Source organism: Solwaraspora sp. WMMD792 (genome assembly GCF_029626105.1).
Lineage (GTDB): Bacteria > Actinomycetota > Actinomycetes > Mycobacteriales > Micromonosporaceae > Micromonospora_E.
In genome coordinates this window covers 1,625,768-1,638,906 of sequence record NZ_JARUBH010000009.1, presented here as the reverse complement: position 1 = coordinate 1,638,906, position 13,139 = coordinate 1,625,768, and the positions used below count along the sequence as shown (strand labels likewise).

14 protein-coding genes are annotated in these 13,139 nt (G+C 70.4%); 2 read left to right on the top strand and 12 right to left on the bottom strand.

Annotated features, from left to right (window positions below):
• Window positions 1-61: 61 nt before the first annotated feature.
• From O7629_RS09030 to O7629_RS08990, 9 genes are all read right to left on the bottom strand, one after another.
• Entirely contained in the window at window positions 62-2,575 is a 2,514-nt protein-coding gene (locus tag O7629_RS09030) for a bifunctional (p)ppGpp synthetase/guanosine-3',5'-bis(diphosphate) 3'-pyrophosphohydrolase (protein WP_278168618.1), read from the bottom strand.
• Between the two features lie 154 nt (window positions 2,576-2,729).
• On the bottom strand, window positions 2,730-3,293 hold the full coding sequence (locus O7629_RS09025; protein ID WP_278168616.1) for an adenine phosphoribosyltransferase: 564 nt from the start codon (window positions 3,291-3,293) through the stop codon (window positions 2,730-2,732).
• Window positions 3,294-3,372: 79 nt separating this feature from the next.
• Window positions 3,373-4,584 (bottom strand): protein translocase subunit SecF, encoded by a 1,212-nt coding sequence (secF, locus tag O7629_RS09020; RefSeq protein ID WP_278168614.1) that lies wholly within the window; start codon window positions 4,582-4,584, stop codon window positions 3,373-3,375.
• A 1-nt stretch (window position 4,585) separates the two neighbouring features.
• Window positions 4,586-6,505: a protein translocase subunit SecD gene (secD, locus tag O7629_RS09015; RefSeq protein WP_278168613.1), complete on the bottom strand. Its 1,920-nt coding sequence runs from the start codon at window positions 6,503-6,505 to the stop codon at window positions 4,586-4,588.
• A 184-nt stretch (window positions 6,506-6,689) separates the two neighbouring features.
• Window positions 6,690-6,995, bottom strand: coding sequence for a preprotein translocase subunit YajC (gene yajC / locus O7629_RS09010; RefSeq protein ID WP_278174464.1), 306 nt, complete (start codon window positions 6,993-6,995; stop codon window positions 6,690-6,692).
• A gap of 184 nt (window positions 6,996-7,179) precedes the next feature.
• Window positions 7,180-8,286, bottom strand: coding sequence for a Holliday junction branch migration DNA helicase RuvB (ruvB, locus tag O7629_RS09005; protein ID WP_278168612.1), 1,107 nt, complete (start codon window positions 8,284-8,286; stop codon window positions 7,180-7,182).
• The gene (ruvA, locus tag O7629_RS09000) at window positions 8,283-8,885 is read right to left on the bottom strand and encodes a Holliday junction branch migration protein RuvA (protein ID WP_278168611.1); all 603 of its coding nucleotides are present in this window, start codon (window positions 8,883-8,885) and stop codon (window positions 8,283-8,285) included. Before ruvA ends, ruvB begins: the two co-directional genes overlap by 4 nt.
• Window positions 8,885-9,409 carry a crossover junction endodeoxyribonuclease RuvC gene (ruvC, locus tag O7629_RS08995; protein ID WP_278168609.1) on the bottom strand — a complete coding sequence of 175 codons (525 nt, stop codon included), beginning with the start codon at window positions 9,407-9,409 and terminating at the stop codon, window positions 8,885-8,887. Before ruvC ends, ruvA begins: the two co-directional genes overlap by 1 nt.
• 115 nt (window positions 9,410-9,524) lie before the next feature.
• Window positions 9,525-10,100 carry a DUF4352 domain-containing protein gene (locus O7629_RS08990; protein ID WP_278168607.1) on the bottom strand — a complete coding sequence of 192 codons (576 nt, stop codon included), beginning with the start codon at window positions 10,098-10,100 and terminating at the stop codon, window positions 9,525-9,527.
• Window positions 10,101-10,220: 120 nt separating this feature from the next.
• Between O7629_RS08990 and O7629_RS08985 the strand changes: the two genes are divergently transcribed.
• The gene (locus O7629_RS08985) at window positions 10,221-10,637 is read left to right on the top strand and encodes a hypothetical protein (RefSeq protein WP_278168605.1); all 417 of its coding nucleotides are present in this window, start codon (window positions 10,221-10,223) and stop codon (window positions 10,635-10,637) included.
• Between the two features lie 88 nt (window positions 10,638-10,725).
• Here the strand turns inward: O7629_RS08985 and O7629_RS08980 are convergent, their stop codons facing one another.
• Complete coding sequence (locus tag O7629_RS08980; RefSeq protein ID WP_278168603.1) at window positions 10,726-11,346, bottom strand: transcriptional regulator; 621 nt, start codon at window positions 11,344-11,346, stop codon at window positions 10,726-10,728.
• 122 nt (window positions 11,347-11,468) lie between these two features.
• Window positions 11,469-11,756 carry a type II toxin-antitoxin system VapB family antitoxin gene (locus O7629_RS08975; RefSeq protein WP_278168602.1) on the bottom strand — a complete coding sequence of 96 codons (288 nt, stop codon included), beginning with the start codon at window positions 11,754-11,756 and terminating at the stop codon, window positions 11,469-11,471.
• Between the two features lie 305 nt (window positions 11,757-12,061).
• Between O7629_RS08975 and O7629_RS08970 the strand changes: the two genes are divergently transcribed.
• Complete coding sequence (locus O7629_RS08970; RefSeq protein WP_278168601.1) at window positions 12,062-12,217, top strand: hypothetical protein; 156 nt, start codon at window positions 12,062-12,064, stop codon at window positions 12,215-12,217.
• Between the two features lie 132 nt (window positions 12,218-12,349).
• Here the strand turns inward: O7629_RS08970 and O7629_RS08965 are convergent, their stop codons facing one another.
• Entirely contained in the window at window positions 12,350-12,691 is a 342-nt protein-coding gene (locus O7629_RS08965) for a hypothetical protein (protein WP_278168599.1), read from the bottom strand.
• Window positions 12,692-13,139 lie beyond the last annotated feature (448 nt).

The following is a 13,139-nucleotide window of genomic DNA, read 5'->3' as shown; positions in this document are numbered from 1 at the left end:
CGAGCCCGCTCAGCCGGTACCAGTGCGCCAGGGCATCACCCGATGCCCTGGCGCATTGTTGTCAGGTGCCGGAGGTGACCCGGTAGGCGTCGAAGACGCCGTCGACCTTGCGGACCGCGTTGAGCAGATGGCCGAGGTGCTTCGGGTCGGCCATCTCGAACGAGAAGCGGCTGACCGCCACCCGGTCCCGGGTGGTGGTCACGGTCGCCGAGAGGATGTTCACCCGTTCCTCGGAGAGCACCCTGGTCACGTCGGCCAGCAGCTTGTGCCGGTCGAGCGCCTCAACCTGGATGGCGACGAGGAACGTCGACGCCGAGGTCAACTTCCAGGTGACCTCGACCAGCCGTTCCTGTTGCACCTTGAGCTCGGCCGCGTTGAAGCAGTCGTCGCGGTGCACGCTGACGCCGCCGGACCGGGTGACGAAGCCGAACACCGTATCCGGCGGGACCGGGGTGCAGCAGCGGGCCAGTTTGATCCAGACGTCGGTGACACCGCGTACCACCACGCCGGGGTCGGCGCCGTTGTGCCGCGCCCGGGGCGGGCGGGTCGCGACGGCCGACTCGGCCAGGTCCTCGGCGGCCCCTTCCTCGCCGCCGAGGCTGACCATCAGCCGCTGCACCACCGACTGCGCGGACACCTGGCTGTCGCCCACCGCCGCGTACAGCGCGGCGACGTCGGCCAGGTGCAGGTCGCGGGCGATCGCCATCAGCGAGTCCGTGGTGAGCATCCGTTGCAACGGCATGCCCTGCTTGCGCATCGCCTTGGCGATCGCGTCCTTGCCGGTCTCGATCGCCTCCTCGCGGCGTTCCTTGTTGAAGTACTGCCGGATCTTGGTGCGGGCCCGAGGGCTCTTGACGAAGCCCAGCCAGTCCTGGGTCGGGCCGGCGGTCGCCGACTTTGAGGTGAAGATCTCGATGACGTCGCCGTTGGACAGCGTCGACTCCAACGGCACCAGCTTGCCGTTGACCCGCGCCCCGATGCACTTGTGCCCCACCTCGGTGTGCACGGCGTAGGCGAAGTCGACCGGCGTGGAGCTGGTGGGCAGCGGGATCACGTCGCCCTTGGGGGTGAAGACGTAGACCTCCTGGCTGGACAGGTCGAACCGCAGCGCGTCGAGGAACTCGCTCGGATCGCTCGCCTCCCGCTGCCAGTCGAGCAGTTGCCGCAGCCAGGTCATCTCGTCGATGTGCGCCGGCGGGCCGACGACGGTGGCGCCCTTCTGCTCCTTGTACTTCCAGTGCGCAGCGATGCCGAACTCGGCGGTGCGGTGCATCGCGTACGTGCGGATCTGCATCTCCACCGGCTTGCCGGTGGGTCCGATCACCGTGGTGTGCAGCGACTGGTACATGTTGAACTTCGGCATCGCGATGTAGTCCTTGAACCGGCCGGGAACCGGCTGCCAGTTCGCGTGGATCACGCCGAGCGCCGCGTAGCAGTCGCGGACCGTGTCGACCAGGATGCGTACGCCGACCAGGTCGTAGATGTCGTTGAAGTCCCGCCCCCGGACGATCATCTTCTGGTAGATCGAGTAGAGGTGCTTCGGCCGGCCGGTGACCTCCGCCCTGATCTTCGCGGCGCGCAGGTCGACCTGCACCTTCTGGGTCACCTTGCGCAGCTGGGTGTCGCGTTGCGGCTGGTGTTCCCCGATCAGCCGGTTGATCTCCTCGTACCGTTTCGGGAACAGCGTGCCGAAGGCCAGATCCTCCAGCTCCCACTTGACGGTGTTCATACCGAGCCGGTGGGCCAGCGGCGCCAGGATCTCCAGGGTCTCCTTGGCCTTCTGCTCCTGCTTCGCCTTGGGCAGGAAGGTCAGCGTCCGCATGTTGTGCAGCCGGTCGGCGAGCTTGATCACCAGGACCCGGGGGTCCTTCGCCATCGCCACCACCATCTTGCGGATGGTCTCGGCCTTGGCCGCATCGCCCAGCTTCACCCGGTCGAGCTTGGTGACCCCGTCGACCAGCAGCGACACCTCACCGCCGAAGTCGGCGCGCATCTCGTCCAGGGTGTAATCGGTGTCCTCGATCGTGTCATGCAGCAGCGCGGCGACCAGCGTCGTGGTGTCCATGCCGAGATTGGCGAGGATGGTGGCAACCGCCAACGGATGCGTGATGTACGGATCGCCGGATTTGCGGTACTGCCCGGAGTGCCACTTGGAGGCCATCTCGAAGGCGCGCTGCAGCACCCGCGGATCGGCCTTCGGATGGCTCTGCTGATGGGTGGCGATCAGCGGTTCCAGCACCTCGGGGATGTGCGGCGCCTGCCAGGGGGCGTTGAACCGGGCCAGCCGGGCCCGTACCCGACGCCCGGTCGGCGCACCGTTGAAGCCGAAACCGTTGCCGGCCGCTGCCGCGCCGGGGTGATCGCCCGCACCATTCGCCGCCGGGGACCCCGCGCCGTTCGCCGCCGCGCCGTTCGCCGCCGCAGCTGCCGCGCCGCGCTCACCAGCGACGTCGGGGCCGCCCGAATTGACGGCAGAGCTGGGTGCCTCGTCGTTGGTCACGCCCGCAGTGGGGTTGACCTCGCCAGTCGGATGCACAGTGCCCTCCATGGAAGGAGCGACGACGTCGGGGGACACCGGCCTCCCTCACCTCTGCCGGAACTCAGCCGACCGTATCGGGCTGAGCTGCTACCGCGCTAGCCAGGAGACAGCGCCCCTGACTGACAGGGACCGCAATATTACCCGTCCGGACGGTGCTGTGCCCGGCGGCCGAGCTGCTCGGTCGGCCGGCTCACACCCGCCACACGGCGTGCACCGACCGTGGCGCGAGCCGGTCCCGCCCGGCGAGGAAACCCAGCTCCAGCAGGACGGTGAAGCCCACCACCGTGCCACCGGCCCGGTCGACCAGGTCCAGGGTAGCGGCGGCGGTGCCGCCGGTCGCCAGCACGTCGTCGACCACCAGGACCCGCTGACCGGCGGTGAAGGCGTCCTGATGCACCTCCAGGACCGCCTCGCCGTACTCCAACGCGTACGAGGCGGAGAACGATGCCCGGGGCAGCTTGCCGGCCTTGCGGACCGGGACCACCCCGGTGCCGGTGGCGTACGCGATCGCCGCTGCCAGCACGAACCCCCGCGCCTCGATGCCGGCGACCACGTCGAAGGAGTCCGCTCCGTGGTGGGCGATGATCCGGTCGGTGATCTCCCGGAACGCCGGCCCATCGGCGAACAGCGGCATCAGGTCCTTGAAGACGATGCCAGGTTTGGGGAAGTCCGGTACGTCGATGACCCGACTCGCCACCAACGCGGCCGTCTCGGCCCCACTGTCCCCGACGAGCACTGCCTCGGTTTCCGTCACCTTGCGCCCTTTCCGTGCCGGATGGGACCGGTGGTGTTCCGGCGGCGACAGTGCCTCCGGAACACCACCGAGGGAATCGTCAGCGACGCTTCGCGCCGCTGGGGCGCTTACGGCCCCCGCCGCCGGGTCGGCCGCCGCGACCGCCGCCGGACTGGCGCTTGCCGGCCGGCCGGGCACCGGCCTTCGGGGCTGCGCCGGCCAGGGCGGCGTCCGCCGCGGGCTCGGCGTCGGCCGGCTCGTCGGCCGACGCCGTGGTCGAGGCACCGGCGCTGGTACGCGACCGCTTCGGTGCCTTGTCCCGCTCCGCCAGGGAGGACCGCTTGGCCTGCACCCGCTGGGTGTGCAGCTTGTACTTCGGCTCCTGCTCCTTGAGCACCGTCACCAGCGGCGAGGAAACGAAGATCGACACGAAGAAGGCCGCGCCCATACCGACGAAGAGCACCAGGCCGAGGTCCTTGAGCGTGCCGGCGCCGAGCAGACCGGCCCCGATGAACAGCAGCCCGCCGACCGGCAGCAACGCGACGATCGACGTGTTGATCGACCGCATCAGGGTCTGGTTGACCGCAAGGTTGGCGGCCTCGCCGTACGTCTGGCTGCTGCCGCCGGTGACGCCCCGGGTGTTCTCCTGGATCTTGTCGAAGACCACCACGACGTCGTAGAGGGCGAAGCCGAGGATGGTCAGGAAGCCGATGATCGTCGACGGGGTGACCTCGAAGCCGGACGCCGAGTAGATGCCGGCGGTCAGCAGCAGGTCGATCACCAGGCCGGCGACCGCCGCGATCGCCATCCGCGCCTCGAAGCGCAGCACCAGGTAGACGGTGACCAGCACCATGAAGACCAGCAGACCGAGCAGCGCCCGCTGGGTGACCTGGCCACCCCAGGCACCGCTGACCCGGCTGTCGCTGATCGCCGACTGCTCGATGCCGAGCCGCTCGGCGAGACCCTGCTTGAACGCTTCGGTCTGCTCGGAGGTGAGCTCGGCGGTGCGGAACAGGTAGGTGGTGCCGCCGACCTCCTGGCCGGAGACCACCTCGAGCGGCTCGGCGGTGTCCAGCTCGGCGAGCTCGGCGTCGAGGGCGTCCTCGGCCTCCAGCAGGGTGCCGACGCTCGACGGCACCTGGAACTCGTTGCCGCCCCGGAAGTCGATGCCGAGGTTGAAGCCCCGGATCGCGACGCTGGCGATCGCCAGCACGAGAAGGACTGCAGCGATCGCGAACCAGGTGTTGCGCCGCTTGATGATCGGGAGATTGGCCTCGCCCCGGTAGAGGCGGCCAGCGAATCCGCTGCTCATCTCAGGCCTCCTTGACGCGCGGGTTGCGGATCGGGGTCTCGTCCTCGGTCTTCACCGCGCGGCCGAGGCCGCTGACCCGGGGCGACAGGAACGCCTTGGTCCGGGCCAGCATCGACATGATCGGGTGCCGGAACAGGAACACCACGACCAGGTCGAGGACGGTGGCGAGGCCGAGAGCGAAGGCGAAGCCCTTCACCGTACCGACCGAGACGATGTAGAGCACCACGGCGGCCATCAGGGTGATGGCGTTGGCCGAGATGATCGTCCGCCGGGCCCGCAGCCAGGCCCGGGGTACGGCGCTGCGGGGACTTCGACCCTCGCGTATCTCGTCCTTGAGGCGTTCGAAGTACAGCACGAACGAGTCGGCCGCCACACCGAGCGAGACGATCAGACCGGCGATGCCGGCGAGGGTGAGGGTGAAGCCGATCTGCCGGCCGAGCACCACCATCGCGCCGAAGACCAGCAGCGCCGACAGGATCAGGCTGAGGAAGATCACGATGCCGAGCAGCCGGTAGTAGAAGAACGAGTAGATCGCGACCAGCAGCATGCCGATGCCGGCGGCGAGCAGCCCGGCGCGCAGGTGCTCGGTGCCCAGGGTGGCGGAGATGCTCTGCGCCTCCTGCGCCTCGAAGGTCAGCGGCAGCGCACCGTAGCGCAGGTTTCCGGCCAGCTCGTTGGCGGTGGCGAGGGTGAAGTCGCCGGTGATCTGCGAGTCGCCGGTGAGCACGCCCTGGATCTCCGGTGAGGAGATCACCTCGTTGTCGAGGACCACCGCGACCCGGCACTTGCCGTCCTGGCCGAGCGCGCTCGCGTCGCACTCCTGGTCGGTGTTGTTGAACGCCTCGCGGGTCAGCTCGGTCCAGGCGCGCTGGCCGGAGCCGGTGAAGTTCAGGCTGACCACCGGCTGGCCGGTGGTCTGGTCGAGCACACCGCTGGCGTCGCTGACGTCGGTGCCGACCACCTTCGCCTCGTCCAGCAGGTACTTGACCAGGCCCTCGCAGGCGACGACCTGCTGGGACTCGTCGCGGATCGAGCCGGCCTGGCGCAGCAGGAGCTTGTCGCAGGTCACGTACGGCACGTTGAACTGCACACCGGCCGGCAGCACCCGGATCTCCGCCGGGGTCAGCTCGCCGAACGGGGCCAGGGTCTCGGCCAGCGTCGGGTCGGCGCTGAAGTCGGCCGGGGCCTGCAGGCCGGTCGCCGCCGCCCAGGCCGCCTCGCCGACCTTCGCCTGGACCTCGGCGAGGTCGGCCGGCCCGTCGGCGTCCGCGTCGGCGGCGGGCGTCGGGGACGCGCTCGGGCTGGCCTCCGGGCTGGGGCTCGCGGAGCTGGTCGGGTCCGGCTGGGCCATGCCGCCCTCACCGCCGGCGGCCGGGCTCTGCTCGGCCTCCGCCTCCGGCGACGACTCCGCGCCCGGCGACGACTCTGCGTCGGGCGAGGCACCGGGCGACGGCGACGCGTCGGTGCCCTCCTCGCCGGCGTCCTCGCTCGGCGTCGGGGACGCCTGCGGCTGAATCGGCTCACCGCCGTCGGTGGCCTTGAGTACCTTGCGGAACCGCAGCTCAGCCGCGTTGCCGATCTCGGACAGGTCGCGGTTCTGGCCGGGCAGCGAGACGACGATGTTGCGGTCGCCCTCGGTGACCACCTCGGCCTCGGAGACGCCTAGGCTGTTCACCCGGCTCTCGATGATGTCGCGGGCCCGCTCCAGCGAAGCGGCCGGCGGCGCGCTGCCGTCCTCGGTGGTCGCCTCCAGGGTGACCCGGGTGCCACCGATCAGGTCCAGGCCGAGTTTGGGCTCCAGCCGGTCCTGCCAGCTGCCGCTGGCTCCGGCGAAGAACACCATGAGGTAGAGGACGGCGAAGATGAGCCCGAGTGCGGCGAGCTGCCGCCCGGGGCGCATCTGTCCCTGAGGTGGTGCCACGGCGGTCCTGTCTCCCTGCGCGGTTCGGCCGCTGGTGCCCCGGGCGGCAGCGGTTGGTGCCACTGGTGCGAGCGGCGGTGGGGTGGTCGTCGTACCAGCCGCGACCGTCTGGTCGAGCGGTCGTGACCGGCAACACAACGATCAGTATCGTCGATGTAACTCGGGTCTGACGACCCGGGGTGGCTCAGTCCTTGGTCGGCACCTCGTCCGCCGGGGCGGACTCGGTCGTCGCGCTGGCGTCGGTCTTCGGCACCACCCGGGCGATCGCCGGTCGGGCGTAACGCTCGTGCACGCCGGGCGAGACCTCGAGCATCACCGTCTCGTCGTCCATGCTGGACACGGTGCCGTACAGGCCGCCGATGGTGACGACCTCGTCGCCGGCGCTGATCGACGACTGCATCTGCTCGGCTTCGCGGCGCCGCTTCTGCTGCGGCCGGATCATCATGAAGTACATGACGACAAAGAGCAGGCCGATCATCAGGATGGGCATGAAGCTGGCGCCGCCCGCGCCATCTTGCGCCAATGTCACAACAACAACCTTTCGTCAGCCACTCGCGACGCCGTTACGCTCTGCGGAGGCGGGATCTCACGTGCCGTACAGACCGCGGCGAGTCTAGTCGCTGTGACTGTGAACTCCGTGATCGGCACGGATCACGTTCAGATCACGAGATAATCTAAGCCTCATCTGCGAATAAATCCGGCAGATTGGACACCGCGCCGCCGGCCGTACCGGCCCGGGACTGAACACCCGGCACAGCCGGGCCGCCGAGCGTGCCCGGCGGCGGCACCCGGCCGAAATGCCGCCAGGTCGCCTCGGTCGCCACCCGCCCCCGGGGGGTACGGGCCAGCAGCCCCGCCCGCACCAGGAACGGCTCGCAGACCTCCTCGACGGTGTCCGGCTGCTCCCCCACCGCCACCGCCAGGGTGGACAACCCGACCGGGCCGCCACCGAACGAGCCGATCAACGCGGTCAGCACCGCCCGGTCCAGCCGGTCCAGACCCAGCTCGTCGACGTCGTACACGGCCAACGCCGCCCGGGCGGTCTCCCGGTCGACCACCCCGGCCGCCCGTACCTCGGCGTAGTCGCGGACCCGGCGCAGCAGCCGGTTGGCGATCCGCGGGGTGCCCCGGGACCGGCCGGCGATCTCCGCCGCCCCGTCCGGCGTGATCGGCACCGCGAGGATCCCCGCCGACCGGGTCAGCAGCACCTCCAGCTCGGTCGACTCGTAGAAGTCCAGATGCGCGACGAACCCGAACCGGTCCCGCATCGGCCCGGTCAGCAGACCGGCCCGGGTGGTCGCGCCGACCAGGGTGAACGGCTCCACGTCCAACGGGATCGCCGTCGCGCCCGGCCCTTTGCCGACCACCACGTCGACCCGGAAGTCCTCCATCGCGCTGTAGAGCAGCTCCTCGGCCGGCCGGGCGATCCGGTGGATCTCGTCGATGAACAGCACGTCGCCCTCGGCCAGGCTGGTCAGGATCGCCGCCAGGTCACCGGAGCGCTCGATCGCCGGCCCGCTGGTCACCCGGATACCCGAGCCCAGCTCGGCGGCGACGATGTTGGCCAGCGTCGTCTTGCCCAGCCCCGGCGGGCCGCTGAGCAAAATGTGGTCCGGCGGCGCGCCCCGGCCCATCGCGCCCCGCAGCAGCAGGTCCAGCTGGTCGCGGACCCGGTGCTGGGCGATGAACTCGGCCAGCCGGCGCGGCCGGACGCTGACCTCCGCGTCGCGCTCGGCGTCGCTGGCGTACGCCGACACCAGGCCCTCGACGTCGCCACTCACCGGCTCTTACCCAACAGCCTGATCGCCTGCTTGAGCAGTACCGGGACCGGCGGCGGCGGGCCGTCCAGGCTCTCCGCCACTGCGGCCACCGCCTGGTCGGCCTGCCCGGCGGTCCAGCCCAACCCGACCAACGCCTGCCGGACCTGTTCCGGCCAGGCCCCGGCGGTCACCCCGGCCGCGCCGTCGGCACCCACCGGCACCGGCCCGACCCGGTCCCGCAACTCCAGCACCAGCCGCTCGGCGCCCTTCTTGCCGATCCCCGGCACCCGGGTGAGCGCCGCCGTGTCGGCATTCGCGATCGCCTTGCGCACGGCGTCCGGGGTGAGCACCGACAGCACCGCCTGCGCCAGCCGGGGCCCGACCCCGCTGGCCGTCTGCAGCAGCTCGAACAGTTGCTTCTCGTCGTCGTCGGCGAAGCCGTACAGGGTGAGCGAGTCCTCGCGGACCACCAGGCTGGTGGCCAGCCGGGCCGGGCTGCCGGGGCGCAGGTTGGCCAAGGTGCCCGGGGCGCAGTGCACCGCCAGGCCGACCCCGCCGACCTCGATCACCGCGCTGTCCGGCGCGACCGCCAGCACCACCCCGCGCAGACTCGCGATCATCAGGCACCTCCGCTCCGCGCCGCCCGCTGTGCGGCGGCCAGCCGGTCATGCGTACCACCTCGCCAGATGTGGCAGATCGCCAGGGCGAGCGCGTCGGCGGCGTCCGCCGGGCGCGGCGGGCGGTCCAGCCGCAGCAGCCGGGTGACCATCGCGGTCACCTGGGCCTTGTCGGCCTGGCCGGAACCGGTCACCGCCGCCTTCACCTCACTCGGGGTGTAGGTCCGCACCGGCAGCCCGGCCCGCGCGCCGGCCAGCACGGCCACCGCGCTGGCCTGCGCGGTGCCCATCACGGTACGCACGTTGTGCTGGCTGAACACCCGCTCGACCGCCACGCTGTGCGGCTGATGCTCGGCGACCAGCGCGGTCAGCCGCTCGTCGAGGTGCAGCAGTCGGTCCGGCAGGTCGTCGCCCGGGTCGGTCTGCACCACGTGGTACGCGACCAGTCGGCACGGCCGGCCCGGCACGCCCTCCACCACGCCGACTCCGCACCGGGTCAACCCCGGGTCGACACCGAGCACCCGCACCGCCGATCCTCCCCCAGCCGACACCACCGCCACACGTACGTGTGTTCGACACCCTAGCTAACCAACAGCAGGCCGGGACAGCCGACACGCGTACCGGCGCCACCCGGCCGGTACGTCAGTTCAGCTGTACGTCGATAACCGCGTTCTGGCTCAGGTCGACCGCGTACTCCAGGCGCAGACCGGTGGTGCCGGCCGGGACCTCGAACGGGACGTACCCCTCGACCGAATCACCGGGGGCGAGGGTGACCGCTTCCGGAGCTTCCCCGACCTCGGCGTCGTAGAAGGACGGTGCGTAGGTCTCGTCCGACTCGTCGAAGAGGAAGAACTGCACGACGTTCGACTCCCAGGGGTCGGCGTCGACGTTCTCGATCTTCACCTGGAGGTACAGCACCTCGTTGCCCTCGCCGACCTCCCAAAACGAGGTGGCAGCGGCGGATGTACCGAACGATTCGACGGTGAGCCTGCGGCCGTTGAGTTCCTCGGTGAACGGGAGTGGATCCGCCGCCGCGGTGCTGGTGTCACCGCCGGCATCGGCGCCGTCGGCCGGTTCGTCGGCCTGCGATGGCGCCGTTGTTTCGTCGACGCTCGACGACGGCGTCTCCTCCGTCGACGAACAGCCTGTGGCGATGAGCCCGAGAACGCCGAGAACGGCGATCTGGGCAACTGCGGCACCGAGTTTCCTGTTGGCCATCCTGTCCTCGTTTCCGGCTCTGTTTGCGACTGGGTCTGCGCACCCGAACCACGACAGTGGAGAGCCGCCGGCTCAGGTGATCTTTGACGTCCCCGTGACGCTAGGAGACGTTGTCAAACCGTGCGGCACCGAGCGGCAGGCAGTCGTGGCCACGTTCGCGTATCCCAGCAGCGAGGGTGTGCAGCGCAAGACTGTGCTGTTACCGCCCGACTCGCCTCGCAGCCCGGATGCACTCCGGCAAAGAGTCGGTCAACCTCGACCAAAGCTCCGGCGCTCGACCGCAGCCCCAAGCTGCAGCAGGTCTCGGGCAACATCCTGGTCAAGCTGAAGAGCGGCATGTGGACCAACAAGACCTGGCGCCTCGTGGACTTCACCGGCACGGTGGAGGTCCCCGATCACCTCGGTGGGTTCCGCACCCGCGGCGAGGCGATGACCGAGGATGAGCTCGCGACCATCTGTACCGGCCCGGAGCCCAGCGTCGTGGGGCCGAGGAGCTTCCACACCGAATACGACCTCGCCACCGGACGCACGACCTGACCCGTCCTGCCGGCGGTTAACACCGGCGCCGGACCCCGGGCGGGCTGTCGCGCCGGGGGTCCGGCTCACCGGGCTGCCGGCCAGCGAGTCAGCCGCCGGCGAGCGCGACGCGCAGCGCGCCGGGCAGCGAGTCGACCGCGATCACCTGCGGCGGCAACGGGTGCGGCCAGCCCGGCCCGGCCGCGCAGCGGCGCAGCGCCGGGAAGTCCCGGCCGAGCCGGGCCAGCGGCGCGGTCTGCGCGGTGACCGTCGTCTGGGCCCACACCACGGCGGTTCGCGGTTGCCAGCGGCAGACCGCGTCCGTCAACGCGGTCCACGGCAGCGCGGCGCCGAGCAGCAGGCAGTCGTGGCCGCGTTCGCGGATCCCGGCCGCGAGGGCGTGCAGCGCCAGGGTGTGCTGTTCGCGTTCGACGGCCGCGAGCAGCGCCCCACTGGGTGCCAGTCGCCGGCCAGCTGCCCGCCCGACCCGGTCGAGCCCGACCCGGATCCCCTCGGCGAGCGTGTGCTCGACGGCGATCTCCGGGCCGGACTCGCCCCGCAGCCCGGCCAGCAACGGCAGGCAGACCCGCTGCCAGGTGGCGACCACACCGCCAACGGCGGACAGCTCGGCGACCATCGCGGCGACCTGGTGCGGATCGAGACGGTCGGCGGCCGACCGGATCCGGGCCAGCGCCCGCCACGCACCGACTGTGGTGTGTTCCGCCTGCACGAGGCCCGATCCTCCAGCGATTCAACGTCCGTTCGCTGGAGGTTCGCTGGCGGACGCCGCGCCGGATGCACTCCGGCGAAGAGTCGGTACCCGGACCAGGGCACCGGCGTCGGCCAGCCGTCTCACCGGTCGAGTTCACCGAGGCGGTCGAGGTGGAAGCCACCGGAGGCGGCGATCTCCTGCAGGTCAGCCAGTGCTCGTCGCCGCCGTTCGCGGCTTACTCTCACCACCTGCCGGAGAGCGTCGGTCACCGTCTCCCGCTCCGTGGTCGTGCCCAACGCGGCAGCGGCTTCCGCCAACAGGTCCTCATCAAGATGCAGGTGCGTCGCGGCCATGGACATCTCCCAGGGGATGGTTCTCCGCTCGGCCGGCAGGTGCACGTTGTGCCCGTGCCGGCTCTCGGGACCCAACAGTGCTCCGACGGCTTGATGCCACAGGTGCATCAAGATGCACCTGTGGCATCAGCCTCAACAAGTGCTAGGCCCCGGGGCGTCCGCCCGGATCTCCCATCCGTTCCTCCGAGCGGAGGGCGGTCCAGCGGGACCGCGCATGCTCGACCGGGCCGGGTCGACCCTCCGGGACAACGGGTACACGACCCGAGAGGGCTGCCGGGTACCCGGCAGCCGGTGAGCCGCGGGGAGGTTAAGGCGCGACGCCCCGGGGCGTTCAGGAGGGACCCGGAAGTCTCGGGTCCCGAGGAGGGGAAGGAGAAGCGATGGGGTTGGCCGCCGCGAGTCGCTCGCGGCAGTACGCGCACACCGGGGCCGGCGTCCTGGTGACCGCCCCGGGCTGGCGCAACGCGTCGCGGTACGCCCGCACGCTGGTGATGCTGCCGTGCCGCCGTGGGTCGTCGCTGACCTCCCGACCGTAGAGCGTCACCCACGAGAACCACTCGGGGGACGGCCATACCTCCTCAACCCGGAGCCGGACCGGGCGGTCGGCGTCCACGTGGTCACACTGCCGCAGCGCCACGAGATCACCGGGGCACACCAGGGCTTCGTCTTCAGGCATCGTCCGACGCTCCGTACGACTCGGCGGACTCGTCACGGCCGTCGTGCGGGTAGCCGGCGGGCATCAACCCGGAAAGATGCAGTACGGCGCGGATCCGCCGGGCATTACTCGGGTCCCAGCGGTCCAGGATGGCGATCGCCCGCCGGAACGGCCGGCAGGGTCCGGGTACGCCGCCGCACCGGTGGCATTCCCCGGTGGTCCGGTTGGGGATGTGGGTACGGGCGGTCGAGTTCGCGTCGTGGACCGCCCGGGACAGCTCCGGGGACCGGGCAGCCACCGAGGACTCTGCCGACCTGGGCTGAGCTTCACCACCGATTCCGTCGTTCCTGATCATCCGTACCCCCTCGGGTGGAGTCGACCGGGTTGCACTTCCGTCGATTTCCACCCTGGACTGTTCCCGGCAGTGAGCGGAAGATGGTTACTGGGGCCGCATAGCGCAGTACGGACTTGAAGATTCCGTGACGGAGATTGAGGAACGTGAGGGACTTGTGTTTGCCAGCGAATATCTGATATCGGAGTTGCGCCCCACGCGCGAAATGCTGGGTCTGACGTAGGAAGCGTGGGGCGCACGTATCCGGTTCTCAGCGCAGCACGTCAGTTCGATCGAACGCGGGATCAGGGCCGTGTTGCCTGACTACGTGGCTGCTGTCGATCGAGCCTTCGGCACGAACTTCTCCCACTTCTACCGGGAGTACGTCGTGGCGGACTCGTCACCGATCTGGTTGCGACCATGGCTCGACCACGAACGCGAGGCGACGACGCTTCGCTACTTCCAGTTGGCG